The organism is Sphingomonas sp. (genome assembly GCF_036677245.1).
Lineage (GTDB): Bacteria > Pseudomonadota > Alphaproteobacteria > Sphingomonadales > Sphingomonadaceae > Allosphingosinicella.
The window spans coordinates 12,382-28,721 of record NZ_JAKFCG010000063.1 but is presented as its reverse complement, the minus strand read 5'-3'; the positions used below and the strand labels follow the sequence as shown (position 1 = coordinate 28,721).

Annotated in this window: 14 protein-coding genes; 6 read left to right on the top strand and 8 right to left on the bottom strand. The window is 65.8% G+C overall.

What is annotated here, in order from left to right:
* Nucleotides 1-3 precede the first annotated feature (3 nt).
* Nucleotides 4-351 (top strand): GntR family transcriptional regulator, encoded by a 348-nt coding sequence (locus V6M48_RS07345; protein ID WP_332811913.1) that lies wholly within the window; start codon nucleotides 4-6, stop codon nucleotides 349-351.
* 71 nt (nucleotides 352-422) lie between these two features.
* Here V6M48_RS07345 and V6M48_RS07340 read toward each other — a convergent pair whose 3' ends face one another.
* Nucleotides 423-1,754: an MFS transporter gene (locus V6M48_RS07340; protein WP_332811881.1), complete on the bottom strand. Its 1,332-nt coding sequence runs from the start codon at nucleotides 1,752-1,754 to the stop codon at nucleotides 423-425.
* Nucleotides 1,755-2,237: 483 nt separating this feature from the next.
* Between V6M48_RS07340 and V6M48_RS07335 the strand changes: the two genes are divergently transcribed.
* From V6M48_RS07335 to V6M48_RS07325, 3 genes are all read left to right on the top strand, one after another.
* Nucleotides 2,238-2,990: a GntR family transcriptional regulator gene (locus V6M48_RS07335; RefSeq protein WP_332811880.1), complete on the top strand. Its 753-nt coding sequence runs from the start codon at nucleotides 2,238-2,240 to the stop codon at nucleotides 2,988-2,990.
* 151 nt (nucleotides 2,991-3,141) lie between these two features.
* Nucleotides 3,142-4,353, top strand: coding sequence for an acyl-CoA dehydrogenase family protein (locus tag V6M48_RS07330; RefSeq protein ID WP_332811879.1), 1,212 nt, complete (start codon nucleotides 3,142-3,144; stop codon nucleotides 4,351-4,353).
* Nucleotides 4,354-4,527: 174 nt separating this feature from the next.
* Nucleotides 4,528-5,895: an MFS transporter gene (locus tag V6M48_RS07325; protein WP_332811878.1), complete on the top strand. Its 1,368-nt coding sequence runs from the start codon at nucleotides 4,528-4,530 to the stop codon at nucleotides 5,893-5,895.
* Nucleotides 5,896-5,950: 55 nt separating this feature from the next.
* Here V6M48_RS07325 and V6M48_RS07320 read toward each other — a convergent pair whose 3' ends face one another.
* Nucleotides 5,951-6,916 carry a PhnD/SsuA/transferrin family substrate-binding protein gene (locus tag V6M48_RS07320; RefSeq protein WP_332811912.1) on the bottom strand — a complete coding sequence of 322 codons (966 nt, stop codon included), beginning with the start codon at nucleotides 6,914-6,916 and terminating at the stop codon, nucleotides 5,951-5,953.
* A 269-nt stretch (nucleotides 6,917-7,185) separates the two neighbouring features.
* On the opposite strand from V6M48_RS07320, the gene V6M48_RS07315 reads away from it, so the two are divergent.
* Nucleotides 7,186-8,163: an L-threonylcarbamoyladenylate synthase gene (locus V6M48_RS07315; protein WP_332811877.1), complete on the top strand. Its 978-nt coding sequence runs from the start codon at nucleotides 7,186-7,188 to the stop codon at nucleotides 8,161-8,163.
* Nucleotides 8,164-8,281: 118 nt separating this feature from the next.
* On the opposite strand, the gene msrA is transcribed toward V6M48_RS07315, so the two are convergent.
* The 5 genes from msrA to V6M48_RS07290 form a co-directional block, all read right to left on the bottom strand.
* Complete coding sequence (msrA, locus tag V6M48_RS07310; RefSeq protein ID WP_332811876.1) at nucleotides 8,282-8,830, bottom strand: peptide-methionine (S)-S-oxide reductase MsrA; 549 nt, start codon at nucleotides 8,828-8,830, stop codon at nucleotides 8,282-8,284.
* Between the two features lie 157 nt (nucleotides 8,831-8,987).
* A complete protein-coding gene (locus V6M48_RS07305; protein WP_332811875.1) occupies nucleotides 8,988-11,090 on the bottom strand; it encodes a PAS domain-containing protein in 2,103 nt (700 codons plus the stop codon).
* Nucleotides 11,091-11,171: 81 nt separating this feature from the next.
* Entirely contained in the window at nucleotides 11,172-11,822 is a 651-nt protein-coding gene (locus V6M48_RS07300) for a response regulator transcription factor (RefSeq protein ID WP_332811911.1), read from the bottom strand.
* Nucleotides 11,823-12,113: 291 nt separating this feature from the next.
* Entirely contained in the window at nucleotides 12,114-13,025 is a 912-nt protein-coding gene (gene ligD, locus V6M48_RS07295; RefSeq protein WP_332811874.1) for a non-homologous end-joining DNA ligase, read from the bottom strand.
* Nucleotides 13,022-14,071: an ATP-dependent DNA ligase gene (locus V6M48_RS07290; RefSeq protein WP_332811873.1), complete on the bottom strand. Its 1,050-nt coding sequence runs from the start codon at nucleotides 14,069-14,071 to the stop codon at nucleotides 13,022-13,024. Before V6M48_RS07290 ends, ligD begins: the two co-directional genes overlap by 4 nt.
* A gap of 288 nt (nucleotides 14,072-14,359) precedes the next feature.
* Here V6M48_RS07290 and V6M48_RS07285 point away from each other — a divergent pair, with 288 nt between their 5' ends.
* A complete protein-coding gene (locus tag V6M48_RS07285; protein WP_332811872.1) occupies nucleotides 14,360-14,932 on the top strand; it encodes a murein L,D-transpeptidase catalytic domain-containing protein in 573 nt (190 codons plus the stop codon).
* 60 nt (nucleotides 14,933-14,992) lie between these two features.
* On the opposite strand, the gene V6M48_RS07280 is transcribed toward V6M48_RS07285, so the two are convergent.
* Nucleotides 14,993-16,264, bottom strand: a complete 1,272-nt coding sequence (locus tag V6M48_RS07280) for a L,D-transpeptidase family protein (RefSeq protein ID WP_332811871.1) — start codon at nucleotides 16,262-16,264, stop codon at nucleotides 14,993-14,995.
* Nucleotides 16,265-16,340 lie beyond the last annotated feature (76 nt).

The following is a 16,340-nucleotide window of genomic DNA, read 5'->3' as shown; positions in this document are numbered from 1 at the left end:
GCAATGTTCCACGAAGAACGCCCCGTCTATCTGCGCCTGCGCGACACCATCGCGGCGATGATCCTCGACGGTGCCGTGCGCGACGGCGATCCGATGCCTTCGGTGCGCTCGCTCGCGGCGGAGCATGGCGCCAACCCGCTGACTGTCGCCAAGGCCTATCAGACGTTCCAGGACGAAGGCTTGATCATCGTGCGGCGCGGCGTCGGCATGTTCGTCGCGCAGGGCGCGAGCGCTCGGCTGCGCACTGCCGAGCGCCGCGATTTTCTCGAGAACCGCTGGCCCGTGATCGCGGCGCAGATCCGCCGCCTCGATCTCGACTTCGACGAGCTGGTCGAACACGCGAACGCCTGACAGCCTGCGCTGGAAAGGCCCCGACCGGCGCTGGACCGGGTCGCCGGCCCGTCAGCTGCCCGTTTCGCCGATCATTCGGCAGGCGCAGGCTTGAGTTCGGCGCTCGCGCTCCTGCGGCCCGGAATATGCCGGTCGATGATGAAGGCGCTGCCGATCACCACCAGCATCGCCAGGCCCGCGACCAGGAACAGGCCGTTGGGGTCGTTGTTGAAGCCGGTGAGAAGATGCCCGCCGGCGAAGATCGAGATGATCATTCCGATGCGCGCGGAGGTGACGCCGAAACCGACGCCGGTCGCGCGCCGGTCGGCGGGATAGGAGGCGGTCATGTTCGAAGAGGCGGTGCTGACGAGAGCGCCGCCGCCGGCGCCGTAGCCGCCGAGCGCGCCAAGCAGGATGATCTTCGACCAGCCCAGGCCGGGAGCGTCGCTCCAGGCCAGCACCGCGGCCACCGTGACCAGCGACGCGATCATCACGATGCCGCAGCCGATGTACATGATCAAGGTGCCGTAGCGGCGGACGAGTTCGCCGGCGCTGAGCCCGGCAATGACCGCGAGCAGGTTGAGCACGAAGCTGCCCTGGATAGCGTCGCTGATCTTGAGGCCGGCGGTCGTCAGCATCACCGGCATCCAGCTTCCGAAGATGTAGATCGCGAACGGCCCGGTCGAGATCAGCAGCGCCATGCCGACGTTGAGGCGGAGCAGCTCCGGTACGAAGATCGATTTTCGCGGCCGCGGCCCTTCCCGCTTCCGTTCGGCCGCCGCTGCGGCCAAGGCGCTCTGGTCGACCGGCAGCGGACTGCGGATGATGCGGCGCCAATCCTTCTCCAGCTGCTTCTCGCGCCCTTTCAGCAGCGAGAATGTCGGGGATTCGGGGAGCCAGACCAGCATGATCAATCCCAGCACGGCGGTGGCGATGCCGGCGATGATGAACACGCCCCGCCAGCCATATTCCGGCAGCAAGGTGATCGTGATTCCGGCGCCGACCATTCCTCCTGCCGGCGAGCCGACCGCCATGATCGCGATCACTCGGCTTTGCAGGCGCGGCGGCAGCCATTCGGCGCAGAGGGCCATGGCGTTGGGCACGATCGCGCCGAAACCGACGCCGCTGATCAGCCTGAACACGGTCATCCATTCCTTGTTGGACGAATAGCCGCTGGCGATCGTCGCGGCGCCGAACAGGATCAGGCTGCCGACGATGACGTTGCGCCGGCCGCTCCGGTCACCGAGCCATCCGCCGACCGCGGCACCGATTGCCATGCCTGCCATCGCCGCGGCCAGCGCGGTCGAGAAGGCGGCCTGGGTGAGGTTCCACTCCTTGAGAATCAGCGGCGCCGCATAAGACAGCAGCTTGGAATCGAAACCGTCGAGGATCAGCGCGCTCAGCATCAACACGATCAGCGCCATTTGCCAAATGGTCACACGACGCGTGTCGAGGGCCTCCGCGAGCGGCCCGACTCCAACCGCTTTGTCTGATCCGGAATACGCCATGCTCAATACCGCCTTTTCTAGGTCTGCTCCGAATACTGCGGGATAGACCAACGCAAACGATCGTCCCGGCCACCGGATGATAGCTGCTGCGCGTCGCCGCGGCTGACGGTGGGTCGTGACGGAGCATGCCGATCCGCTTGATGGCAGAGCATCCCGGGGTCAGCGAGGAGCCGGCGGCGCTCGATCATCGATTTGGGGAGCTCACGACCGGCGGGTCAGCATAAGCCTCGTCAACACTTCAACTATTTCCTTTGGCTGTGAGCGGCGATTATCGCATATTCAATATCGGGTAAAGCCGCGGCGGCCGGGGAACGGGAGTGGCGAACGCCGTCTCGCGATCGACTCTGACGCGGCGCCACGGCATGGCGCGCAACGAGCTTAGGTGGGGTACGGATTCAAATGGCCAGATCACAATCGGCGCCGGCGGCCAATCGGGACGCCGCGGTGCCGCTCTACCACCAGGTCTACCTTCTCCTGCTCGAGAGCATCCAGCGGGGCGAATATGGCGAGGGCGCCAAGATTCCGACCGAGGTCGAGCTGTGCAAGATGTTCAACGTCTCGCGCATCACCATCCGCCGCGCCCTCGACGAACTCGAGAATGACAAATGGATTACGCGCGCCCAAGGCGTCGGCGCATTCGTCAACAAGGTCGTCCCGATCCCGCCCGCGCCGCATACGATGGAGGATCTGTTCCAGCTCACCGACAGCTTTAGGACGCTCTCGGACTCGAAGCTGGCCGGATTCAGCTACGTCGTTCCGCCGCCGATCGTGAAGAAGACGATGGCGCTCACCAGCGACGAAAAGGTGCTCGAGACGATCAGGGTCCGCAGCTACAAGGGCACGCCCTTCTTCTATCTGCGCATCTTCACCCGCGAAGAGCTCGGCAGACAGTTCACGCGGAGCGACGTCGAGAAGGAATCCCTGCTCTGGCTGCTCCGCAAGAAGATCAAATTCTATTCCGCCGAGCAGGCCTTCAGCGCGATCCTCGGCGGGCCTGACGCCGTCGAATATCTCAACGTGCCGATCGGTTCGGCGCTGCTGCAGATCACCTGGGTGATCAAGGACGAGAGCGGCCTGGTGATCGAATATGTGGTCGGCTGTGCACGGCCCGACATGTACCAGGTCCGTAATTCGCTTAAGCTCCAGCCCTAGCGCGCTTCGGCAGGGCGCGATTGGCGGGCTGCCGGACTTGCCAGCGGCATTTGCGCCTTGCGCGGCGTGGATAAATCGGCGATCTTGTTATATCTTTAGAACATGTCGGTGGGCCTGGAGCCGCGCCTCACCCATTCAGTCGAGGAAATCGATGAACGTCCAGTCTCCCACGGCCAGCGCTGCCGTTTCGCCGGCCACGCTCCTCGAGCGGGCGCGCGCCCTCGTGCCGCTGCTGGCCGAACGTGCCGCCGAGACCGAGAAAGAGCGGCGCGTCTCCGACGAGGTCATCGAGGTGATGCGCGAAGCCGATCTCTACCGCGTCCTGCAGCCGAAGCGCTACGGCGGCTTCGAGCAGGATTTCCACACCGTCATGGACATCACCTGCGAGCTCGGCCGCGGCTGCGCATCGACCGCCTGGGTCTACAGCGCCTACGCCGTCAGCAATTTCCTGATCGCGCTGTTTCCCGCCGAGGCTCAGGAGGAAGTCTGGGGTGATCATCACGAAGCGCGCTGCGCCGGCTCCTACGCCCCGATCGCGACGACCCGGCTTGCCGATGGCGGTTATCGGATCAGCGGGCGCTGGTCGTTCGCCAGCGGCATCGACGGCGCGCAATGGGCGGTGCTCGGCGTCGTCTTCGAGTCGGCCGAGCAGGGCGGACGGCCGCAGCCCGGCTTCCTCCTGGTGCCGGCACGGGATTTCACGCTCGACGACGATTGGCACACGATCGGACTGTCGGGGACCGGGAGCAAGACCATCGTCGCGACCGACTTGTTCGTTCCGGCGCATCGTGCCGTCACGTTCGACGATTTGCGTGCCGGCACCACCCCTGGCGCGCGCATCCACGCCAATCCGCTCTACCGCACCCCGTTCAATGCGGTTTCGTCGACGATGCTGATCTCGAGCGCGCTGGGCGGCGCGCAAGGCGCGGCCGACGCCTTTCTCGCGTCGATCCAGGAGCGCTCGACCCGCGGCGGTGCGCATGGCGCCGGCGCGCGCGTCGCCGAATTCCCGACCGTGCAGATCCGCTATGCCGAAGCGACCGCCTGCCTCGACGCGGCCAGGCTCCTGCTGCGGCGCGATCTCGACGAGATCCGCGACACGATCCAGGCCGGCGAGGAGATCTCGGTCGCGACGCGCATCCGTTGCCGCCGCGACCATGGCTTCGCGCTCGATCTGGCGGTGCGGGCGGTCGAGGCGGTCTATGCCGGCTTCGGTGGCCAGGGACTCTACACGCACAACGCGCTGCAGCGTTTCTGGCGGGACGTGCGCGCGGCCGGCAAGCATGTCAGCTACAATTGGGATGTGGTCGCCACGATGTACGGCCAGCACGCCTTCGGTCTCGAACCCAAGGGACAATATTGATGACCGGATTGATGGCGCCCGGGCTGCCGCTGTAACGGGCCCCTCGATGTCCGTTTGCTTCAGCTTTTCTTCGATCCTCCCCCGGCTCTCGCCGCGGCGGCCGGCGCTGCTGGGCGGGCCTCGCGCCGAACGCAGCCGCGGCTCCGGCTCGCGTTGACCAGGGGATCCGAAGCCTTGGCCGCGGGCGGCCCCGCCACGGCGTCCGCACCCGACGGCCTGCCGGTCCCGCACCGTTACTGGTCCGCCCTCGCCGTCTGGCTGGGTATCGTGATGATGGTTTTCGATACCGCGCTGATCACCGTCTCGTTGCCGGTCATCGCGCGCGACTTCGGCGTCGACGCGGCATCGGCCACCTGGATCATGAGCGCCAACCAGGTCGCGGCTGCGATGGCCCTGCTCCCCGCCGCGCGGCTCGGCGAAGTGCTTGGCTATCGCCGTGTCTATCTGGCCGGCGTCGTCGGCTTCATGCTGGCGTCGATTGGCTGCATGCTCGCCACCGATCTGACGAGCCTTGCGCTCGCGCGCTTCGTCCAAGGGCTCGGCGGCGGCACGATCATGGCGCTCAACGGTGCGCTCGTACGCCACACCTATCCGCACAGCGAGCTCGGCCGCGGCGTCAGCTACAATGCATTCGTGATCGGCGTCTTCTCGGCGCTCGGGCCCCTCGCTGCCGGCTCGATCCTGTCCGTCGCGCCGTGGCAATGGCTGTTTGCGCTCAGTCCGCCGCTGGGTTTGCTGTGCGTCGCGGTGGGTTTGCGAACGCTGCCGCATGTCCCGCCGGCCGCAAGCCGCTTCGAATATCGCGTCGCCGTGCTGACGGCGGTGGCCTTCGCGGCCATCTTCCTCGCCTGCTCCGGCGTCGCGCACGGCAATGCCTCGCTGCTCACGGCCATCGAGGCCGTGGTCGGGATCGCCGCCGCGATCATCCTCGTCCGCCACCAGAAGCGCCAGACGCGGCCGTTCCTGCCGATCGACCTCATCCGAATACCGGTCCTCAAGCTTTCCTACGCGACCTCGATCTGCTCGTTCGCCGCGCAGATCGGGGCGTTCATCAGCCTGCCCTTCTACCTGCACGAGCGGTTCGGGTTCGATCTGCTCGAGATCGGGCTGCTGATGACGCCCTGGCCGGCGGCGGTGGCGGTCGCCGCAGCACTCGCTGGAAGGTTGGTCGAGCGCTTTCCGGCGCCGATCATGGGCGGCATCGGCCTCTCGCTGGCAGCCGCGGGCCTGCTGCTGCTTGGAACGCTCTCCGGTGAGCCATCGTCGTTCGACATCGGCTGGCGGATGGCGCTCACCGGCTTTGGCTTCGGTTTCTTCCAGACGCCGAACAACCGCTTGATGCTGGGATCGGCGCCGCGCGAGCGCAGCGGCAGCGCGGGGGCGATGATCGCGATTTCGCGGCTCACCGGGCAGACCGCGGGTGCGGTCGCGGTCGCTTTGCTGTTCCGCGTTTCCGCGCCGTCGAGTGCGGTCGCGCTGTTCCTCGCCGCGGCGCTCTCCGCGGGCGCGGCGCTGCTGAGCATGCGCCGCCTGTCCCACTGAACCTCAAGGCGCCGATCGGACGATCGTTGCCTTGGGGTTCGGCGTCTACCGCAGCCTATGACATGCCTGGGGCGAACAGCTCGTCGGGGCTGACGGGTCTCTCGATCATATGCTGCTGCGACATGAAGCTGGTCACGGCATCGAGCATCTTGCGGTTGCGCTCGATCCCGAACGGCCACGGGTCTCCGCCCAGCACATCGTCGATGGTGCGGAACAGCGGCTCGCTGAGCGGGATCGGCCAATGGCCGAAGATATGCCCCTTGAGCCGCTTGACGGCGAGGTCCTTGGAGGCGGTGAACGCCTCGACCAGGCTCGCCGCGAGCGACGGCTCCTGGTCGAGCAGCGCGCGCCGCATGATGATGATGTGGTTCGCCGGCAGGATGCCGGTGCGGCGATAATAATCGATCTCCGCCGCCGTATTGTCGGTGAACAGCCGCTCGATGTCCGGGTTCGTCCACCACGACGGCGGCATCAGCGCGCCAAGCGTCGCGTCGAGCTCGCCTCTCTCCAGCAATTGGTCGAGCGAATATTCGCTGTCGTTGACCTTGAGGTCGAGCCCCGGTGAGTCCGGCCATTTCTCGGGATTGCCGTGCCGTCCGGGCTTGTCCATCCCGCCCTCGACCCAGTGGATCTTGCGTGTGTCGACGCCGAAGTCGTTCTCGAGCATCCCGCGCGCATAGACCGCCGAGGTCATATGATAATAAGGAACGCCGACCCTTTTGCCCTCGAGGTCCTTGGGCGTGCTGATCCCGGATTTGCGGTTCACCACGAGGAACCCGTGCGGGAAGGCGCGGATCGGGAACACCGGCAGCGCGATGAACGGCGAGGAGCCCCTGCTCACCTGTGCCGTATATTCGGAGATCGACATTTCCGAGACGTCGAACTCCTGGTTTTTGTGCATCCGCTCGAAAATCTCGCGAGGATTATTGATCACCTCGATGTCGAGGTCGACCCCGGCCGGCTTGACGTCCCCGAGCAGCAACGGAACCATCCACTGGTAGAAACCGGTCGCAAACTTCACCCGCAATGACATATCCTCTGCTCCACCCGTTTTGTCGATTTATGAGCGCTCTTTCGGGGCTCGCGCTGCGGAAGGCTGCGCGCGCCCTATGATGATCGATGCGGCGCCTCGCACATTCTCCGAACTCGAACCGGTCACGATTTGCCGTCCGCGAAGGAGCCGCAGCGGGTATCCTCTAGGGCGGATTTGCGCGATTGCCTAGACGGGGCGCGGCGCTCGCCATGCCGAACGACTGGCTTTGGCCTCGCCCGCGCTGTAGCCGGATTGCCATGAATGCACCGCCGGCCGCGTACGACACACGATTGCTCCCGTTCAGCGACAGCGCGGTCGACGAAGCCGCCGGCCTGATCCTTCGGGGCCTGCCGGTCGGGCTGCCGACCGAGACCGTCTATGGGCTGGCTGCGGACGCGACCAACGGCGAGGCCGTTGCCCGCATCTACGCCGCCAAGGGCCGTCCGAGCTTCAATCCTTTGATCGTCCACGTCGCCGATCTCGATGCAGCCGAGCGGATCGCCCTCTTCGAGCCGCTCGCCCGGACGCTTGCCGCCCATTTCTGGCCAGGGCCGCTGACTCTCGTCCTTCCGCTCCGCGACGATGCGCCGATCTCCTCGCTGGTTGTCGCTGGGCTTCCGACCATCGCATTGCGCGTGCCCGCGCACCCGGCGATGCAGGCGCTGCTCGCAGCGACCGGCCGTCCGCTCGCGGCGCCGTCGGCCAATGCGAGCGGCAGGATCAGCCCGACACGCGCCGAGCATGTCCTGGCGAGCCTTGGCGGCCGCATCCCATTGATCCTCGATGCGGGGCCGACGCGCCACGGCATCGAATCGACGATCGTCGGCGTGAGCGATGGCGTTGCGCGCCTGCTGCGTCCCGGGCCGCTGGGCGAAGCGGAGCTTGGCGTCACGCTTTCTGCGCCACCCGTCGGCGCGATCGAGGCGCCGGGGCAGATGCAAAGCCATTATGCGCCGGCCAAGCCGCTCCGAATCGACGCCGCCGCGCCCGGGCCCGGCGAGTGGATGATCGGCTTCGGCGGCGTGCAGGGCGACAGCAATCTCAGCATCTCGGGCGATCTCGTCGAGGCTGCGGCAACCTTGTTCGACCGCCTGTATGAAGCCGAGACCCAGCGCAGCGCCGCAATCGCGGTCGCGCCGGTGCCGCGCGAGGGACTGGGCATTGCGATCAACGACCGGCTTGCGCGGGCCGCGGCGCCAAGGCGCGACGAGCCGGCTGACGAGCCACCCGACTGACAGGATTCATGCGCCGAGTCCAAGCGTCCCCTTCCGCAAGCGGGAGCGGGATCATCCACTGCGCAGCAAGAGCAAGGTCCGCGGCGCGGGCAGCGTGACGCCGCCCCAGCCGCGTGCTTCAGCCCGACGCTTCGGCGGTCTTGAGCCGCTCGGCAAAGCTCTTGCGGAATTTCCTCAGCTTGGGCGCGATCACCGCCATGCAATAGGGATTGCTGTCCCCCTCGCGCTCGAAATAATCCTGGTGATAGCCCTCGGCGACATACCAGACCGACAGCGGCTCGATCGTCGTCACGATCGGCCGCTCCCAATCCGCCTGCGCTCGATCGATGCCGGCGCGCGCCGCCGCCTCCTGCTCGGGCGAATGTGGGAAGATGGCGGTGCGATATTGCGTGCCCATGTCGTTCCCTTGGCGGTTGCGCTGCGTCGGATCATGGGTCGCAAAGAAGATGTCGAGAATTTCGTCATAGCTGATCTGAGCGGGATCGAAAGTCAGCCGGACCGCCTCGGCATGTCCGGTGTCACCGCTGCACACTTGGCGGTAGGTCGGGTTCGGCACCGAGCCGCCGATATAGCCGCTCTCGACCTTGCTCACGCCGATCACGTCCTTGAACACCGCCTCGGTGCACCAGAAGCATCCGCCCGCCAGGGTCGCTTGTTCTTCAGCCATGATCGCCTCGCTGCTTGCCTGTGAGGAAGATAGTCGCCGGGACGACCCGTTTAAACAGCTTTTTGCGAGCTAAATCGCCCCGGTCAGGTGCGCCGGTTGTGCCGCCCTGCCGCGTCTTTCCATATTGCTCAGGAGCTTGGACCGGTTTCGGGCCGCTTCAATCGACCGTCGTGTCGGCGTCGATCATGTCGGAAAGACCAGGGATCGGCACCGCCGCTCGCGGCAGGGTGAAACGAAAGATCGTTCCCCCGCCCGGCCGGTCCTCGGCCCAGATCTTGCCATGATGCGCCTCGACGATGGTGCGGCTGATCGACAGGCCGATGCCCAATCCTCCGGACTTGGTGCTGCGGAACGGCGAGAACAACGCGTCGCGGACCTGGTGCGGAATCCCGCTTCCGGTGTCGGAGACGCACACCTCGACGAGGTCACCCGAGCCGGCGCTGGTTGCGATCACCACTTCGCGCTCTTCCGAATGCTGCATCGCCTGGACCGCGTTGCGGATGAGGTTGATCAGCACCTGCTGGATCTGGATCCGATCGACCTGGACCCAGCGCGCGGCAGGATCGATCAGCACGCGATGGCTGATGCCGTGAAGATGCTCGTCGACGAAGGCGAGCACGCTCGCATCCTGGACCAGTTTCTCGAGATCCTCGGTGCCGACGGCGACGTTGCCGCGCGCGACGAGCTCGCGCAGCCGGCGCACGATCTGCCCGGCGCGCAACGCCCCTTCCTCGGCGTGTTCGAGCGCGTCGCAGACCTGCTGCGCGTTCGGATCGTCGATATGGCTGAGCAAACGCCTGCTGCCGCGCACGTAACTGGTCACGGCGGTCAGCGGCTGGTTGAGCTCGTGCGCGAGCGTCGAGGCCATCGTGCCCATCGCGCTCAGCCGCGAGACGTGGATCAGCTCGGCTTGCGTGCGCCGCAGCTCCGCCTCGGCCCTTCGCCGCTCGGTGAGGTCGACCACCGCGCCGACGGCTCGGATTGCCTTGCCGTCCTCGTTGCGAATGATGAAGCCGCGATCATAGACATAGGCATAGCCGCCGTCGATTTTGCGGAACCGGTACGCGGCCGACCATCGCGAGCGATCGCTCTTCAGCGTCGCGGCGAGGCTGTTGATCACCCGCGTGCGGTCGTCGGGATGGATATTGTCCTCCCACCAATGGATGGTGGAATCGGCGCGGGGCTGGTCGCCGCGATAGACGAACACCGCCTCGCTCCACTCGACCATATCGGTCAACAAATTCCAATCCCAGATCGCATCGTTAGTCGCGCGCGCGGCAAGGCGATAGCGTTCTTCGGCTTGGGCAAGCGCGATCGCCGCGAGCTTCTTCTCGTGGACGTCCTCGGCCAGGCCGTACCAGCGGATGATCGTGCCATTATCGTCACGGCGGGGTGCCGCGCGGGTCGAAAACATGCGGTACGATCCGTCGATCACGCGCATCCGGTATTCGGTATTGTACGCCTTGCCGCGCTCGCGCGCCTCGTTCCACGCGTTGCGGACCCTGTCGACATCATCGGGATGGATGACTTGCGACAGCCATCCGCGCGACGGCCGTCCGAGCTTGAGACCGGTCGCGCGGCGAAATCCGGGGCTGCTCCAGATCACCCGTCCCTCCGGATCGGCGGTCCACACCATCTGCTGGCTGAGCTCGACCGTATAGCGGTAGCGTTCCTCGCTCTCGCGCAGCCGTTCTTCCGCGCCCTTGCGCTCTTCGACCTCTGCGGCCAGCTGTTCGCTCAGTGCCTTGAGCTCCGCGAGCCGTTGCGTGACCTTGGTCGCGAGAAGCTTCTCCGACCGGCGCAGCGTGGATTCGGCTTCCATCCGGTCCTGCGCATATTGCCATGCCTGCCGCTGCAACGAGCGCGATCGAAAGGCAGCGCGGATGGCCGCGCTCAAGCTCACCGGATGGAGCGGTCTCTCGACGATCCTCACGAAATCGAGCGTCTCGACGGCAGCGCTGTCGAAAAGCGTGGCACGATCGGCGAGAAGAATGATCGGGAAGTTGGACCAGGGATCCTGCTTCGCCAGCGCCTTGCTGATCGCCGTTAAATCTCGCGGCGTGAGATTCTCCTCCGCAATCACGGCGATGCCAAGCTCGTTAGATTTGATCCCGGAGATCAGATCGGCCACGCCGATGCGCAGCTGCGTCACGGAATCGTCGGCCACCACGCGCGCGATTTCGGCCGCGTCGTCGTCGCCTGCGACGATCGCGATGGTCCGCGTGTCCGAATAATCTACGAGCTTCCTCCACTCAGTCATGCCGCCCCCGTTGTGAGGATCAGGTTGTGCGATGATCGGTGATCATCGCACAACCTCATTTCAGCTTCCGCGTCCCCACTTTCACGATCCTGCTTCCGCACCGTTCGAATTCGCTTCAGCCTCGAGAGGCTCGACACTGGCCTGAACGGCCAAGGTGAGCGCTTCGGCAAGGCTGGTCACGCCCAGCCTGTCCATCATGTTCGCGCGGTGCATCTCCACCGTGCGCAGGCTGATGCCCAGCCGACGCGCGAGCAGCTTGTTGGGCAAACCGCCCATCAGCCCCTGCAGCACTTCCCGCTCGCGCGTCGTGAGCGCGTTCACCCGCCGCTCGGCCGATTGCCTTCGCTCGGCGGTCTCGCCACGATCCTTGAGCAAGCTGAAGGCGCGTTCGAGACTGCTGAGCAGCACGCCCTCCTCGAACGGCTTCTCGATGAAATCGACCGCACCGAGCTTCATGGCGCGCACCGCGACTGAAACCTCGCCGTGGCCGGTCATCACGATGACGGGCCATTCGACGCGCTTGCGGGCGAGTTCAGCCATCACGTGGAAGCCGTCGACCTGCGGCATCCTTATGTCGAGCAGGATGCAGCCGGGCCTGAGCTCATCCAGCTCCTCGATGAAGTCGAGACCGCTGCCGAATGGACGCGAGCTGAGGTCGGCGGTGCTCAACATGAAGCTCAACGAGCGGCGAACCTCACGGTCGTCGTCAACGATGTAGACGTTCTTTTGAATTGGAGGAGTTCCTCACTGTCTCGGGCTGAGCAATTCGGTGCCCGAGGATCGTTGACACTCTGGAAACAACCGCTCCAACCTGCTTCCGATAAGCCAGCGGTCGAGGCCACACGCCCTCGACGGACCGCTGTGGGATCGATCGCCGACGCTGCTTGCCGACGGGCCAAGGCGCACAAGTGAGCACCGCAGTTCTCGAGGTATAAAAGCGCAGAAGCGGTAAAAGAAGCCGGTTATTACGTTACCGTAAAACCCCGAGGTACCCGCCGCATCACCGCCCCGCCCGCTCTAGCATCAGCCCCGGATCGTCTCGATCGGCGGCAGCTGCTGCTTGATCCCGAGCAGCGCCGCCCACGGGTCCGCCTTGCGTCGCGCGACCAAGGCCGGCACCGTTCTCACCGTGAAGGCGGAAGGGTCGAGCGTCGCCGTCACCTCACCCCATTCCAGAGGCAAAGCGACCGGAGCGCCTTTGCGCGATCGCGTCGAATAAGCGCCCACTGCGGTCGAGGTCGGATCGTTGCGCAGATAGTCGATGAAGATCCGGCCGCTGCGTTCGGCCTTCGAGATGCGGGTCAGATAAAGCTCCGGTGCGGTGCTCGCCATGCTCTCCGAGAGCGCCTTGGCGAATGCCTTGGCGGCGGGCCAATCGGCTGGCTCGATCGGCAGGACGACGTGCAGGCCCTTCCCGCCGGTCGTCTTGACGAAGCTGACGAGGCCGAGCGCGGCAAGACGCTCGCGCACGTCATGGGCGGCGCGCACCACGGCGCTGAAGCTCAGTTCCTCGGCCGGATCGAGATCGAAGATGATCCGATCCGGCCTGTCGGGATGGCCTGTCGTCACCCCCCACGGATGGATTTCGAGCACGCCCATCTGCACCAATGCGATCAGCCCGGAGAGATCGGTGATGTAGAGATAGGGTTCATCGAAGCCCGGCACCTTCACTTCGCTCAGCTGCTCCGGCACTCCTGAGCCGGCGTGACGCTGGTAAAAGCATTTCTTCTCCTGGCCGGTCGGGCAGCGCACCATCGTGATCGGTCGATTGGCGACGTGCGGCAACATATGCTCGGCGACGGCAGCATAATAATCGGCAAGCTCGATCTTGGTGATCCCCTGGTCCGGGTAAAGCACCTTGTCGGGATGGGTGAGCCTCACCCCGGCGACCATGGCTTCATGGCGGGTCTCTTGTTGTTGCGCGCGCTTGCTCATGATGCGCCCTCCAGGCTGGCGGCGAGTTGCGCCGGTCGAGCCTCAGGCTCGAGCTGGTCCATGCGGCATTGCTCGGGCGCCTTGTCCGGGCGCCAGCGCAGAAATTTTGTGCCGTGGCGGAAGCGGTTGCCGGTGACATGATCGTAGCGCACTTCCGCGACCAGCTCGGGCCGCAGCGGCTGCCAGTCGCCCGAGCGGTCGGTGCTCCAGCGGCTCGGGCCACCGGGGGCGTTGCCGGTGAAGCCCGGCGGCTCGCTCAGCGCCTCCAGCCTCTTGGTCAGTGCCGGCCGCGCCTCCGCCGGGATCGACGAGGTGAAGCCGACATGATCGAGCTTGCCCTCGTCATTGTAGAGCCCGAGCAGCAGCGAGCCGACCTCCCGGCTCTTTGCGGCATAGCGGAAACCGCCGACGACGCAGTCTGCGGTGCGCATCTGCTTGACCTTCAGCATGGCTCGCTCGCCGGCCTCGTAAGCGCCGTCGCGCCGCTTGGCGACCACCCCATCGAGCGCTCCTCCCGCCTGATCGAGCCACTGCCGAGCCAGATCCGGATCCTCAGTACAGGGCGAGAGCCTGAAGCCGGGCGCGCCTTCGCGCGCGTAGAACTGCTCGAGCGCGGTACGCCGCTTGGAGAGCGGACGGTCGAGCAGGCTTTCGCCAGCTTCGCCGACGAGGCAGTCGAACAGCATCAGCTCCGCCGGCGTCTCGCGCGACAGCCGGCGGATTCGGCTTTCGGCCGGGTGCAGGCGCATCTGCAGCGCATCGAACGACAGATGATCCCCGATCGGGATGATCAGCTCGCCGTCGAGCACGATCGTGTCCGCTTTCAGCGCGCCGACGGCGGCGACGATCTCGGGGAAATAACGGGCGAGCGGCTTGCCCGATTTCGACTGGAGCTCGATCTCGTCTCCCGCCTTGAAGATCAGGCACCGAAAACCGTCCCATTTCGGCTCATATTGCCATCCCGGATCGGTCGGCAGGGCATCGACCAGCTTCGCCTCCATCGGCGGCAAGCCCGGTTTGACGCTCAATCGATCGAACCCGCTCATCGCGCTCCTGCCTCCCCGATGGACGAAAGACTCCGCTGTTTGCCCTGCGGTTCCATCACTTCGCCCGCCGCGGTCAGCGACGATGCAAAGCGCCTGATCGGTTAACCTTCCTTAATCTTTGTTCCCGATAATGCGACGAAGTGATTCCACGGCGGGACGGAAATACGCGCCGCGCCGCCAGCTGCGTTGAGATCGCAGCAAAAAAGCCTTATTGTTACCGGTCCGGGGAGAATGGGTCTGCTTCTGACGCGTCGACATATGCTCCAGGTGGGAGCCGCAGCAGGACTGGTGGCTGCCGCGCGTCCGGCCGCGGCCGCGACCGTCTTCGCGACCCCAAAGCCTCTCCAGCCTCAGATCAACCCCCAGCTGCTCGAGCGCGCCCGCGCCGCGCTCGCCGCCAAGAGCGCCTTTATCCCGCACAAGGATGTGATCGGTATCAGCGATTTCGCGATGGCCTCGCGCGATCCGCGTTTCTATCTGCTCGATGTCGCGAGCGGCATGGTGACCAGCTACCAGGTCGCGCACGGCCGCGGCTCCGACCCCGCCCACTCGGGGTGGCTCGAGCGGTTCTCGAACGTCCCGGGCTCCGAAGCCTCATCGGCGGGCGCTTATGTCACCGGCAGGATCTATTACGGCAAATATGGCCGCTCGCTGCACCTCAGGGGCCTCGATTACTCCAACAGCAATGCCGAGACCCGGGCGATCGTCGTTCACTCGGCCTGGTATGCGGAGCCGGGGGTGGTCGCGCAGCACGGCAAGCTCGGCCGCAGCGAAGGCTGTTTCGCCTTGTCCGAGACCAACCTTCAATATGTGCTCTACCGTCTCGGGCCGGGCCGCCTGCTCTACGCCGACAAGGTCTGATCTCCGCCCGGCGGATTGATCGGCCGACCAGCCCTCGCGCGGGCCGGCGCTCGTTTGTTCCTACTGCGTCCCAGCCGAAGCGATGTCGACTTCGCCGCTGCGGCTGTTGAGCGCCGTCACGACCTTCGCGTCGCGGCCGTAAAGGTCCGGATAGCTCCGGATCCCGCCGCCGTTCTGCAACGCCGCCGCGGTGAAATAAGCGATATAGACCGGCGTGCTGATCGTCGCTTCCGCCTTGACGGTCTTCTTCGCTGCGATCGTGCGGTCGATCGCGGCCTTGTCCCAGGCCGGATTGGCAAGCAGCAGCTGCGCGAAGCCGAGCGCATCCTCGGTGCGGATGCAGCCGTGGCTGAACGCGCGCACCTGCTTCTTGAACAAAGACTTCGACGGCGTATCGTGCAGATAGATGGCATAGTCGTTCGGCATCACGACCTTCATTCGTCCGAGCGCGTTCGACGGCCCCGGCGGCTGCCGATAGCGGACCTTGTCGCCGTTCTTCACCGAGACATAGCCCCTCTTCCCGCGCACCTCGCCGGAGATGCTCTCGGGGACTTCCCACCATGGGTTGAAGATCACGCCGGTGGCGACCGCGCTGAGCTGCGGCGTCGCCGTGCCCGGTTTGCCGACGATCACCTTGTGGCGTGCGACCACCCTCCCGTCTTCGACCAGCGCAGCGGTGTAGGCGGGGACGTTGACGATCACGTAGCGCTTGCCGAGGTCGCGCGGCAGCCACCGCCAGCGGTCGAGATTGGCGCGCACCACGTCGCGCGTCGCCTGGTCCTGCGTCGACGCGAGCACCGCCTTGAGTTCGGCATATTGCGGGTGGGTCGGCAGCAGCGAGATCAAGGTGTCGCGAATGTTGTTGTTCGCGATGGCGCGCTGCATCAGCTCGAATTGGATATTGCTGTTGAGATCGTCGTCGGACGCGAACCAGTCGACGCGCCCGTCCGAGCGGGCATGGCCGAGCGCGAGATCGGCCGAGACACGCAGGAAGATGTCGGTCGCGGTGAACGACAGCGCCGCATCGTCGCGCCCGGCGAGCGCAGCCTCCAGCCGGTCGGCGCTATAATCGAGCGGGTCGAGACCTTCCTCGCCGATGCGCTGGATGTACGCCAGTAGCTCCTCTGCGGCCGGGCGGGTCCAGCGTACTGCCGCCATCTGGGCGTGAAGCGCGCGCAGCGCCTGCTCCTTCTCCTCGACCGGATTGGCGACCACCTCGCCCGCGGCGACCTGCTCTGGCGTCGGCGCCTCGCCATCTTGAAGCTGCGCGCGCGCCGGCGCGCCGATGGCGGCGAGAAGGAATGATGCGGAAACGAGATAGAAATATTTCATGGCCTGTCCTTAACGCAAACTCCTACGCCGAGCTACCTTTCCCCAGCCTGACTGGCGCTCTCGGCCCTTTTTCGGG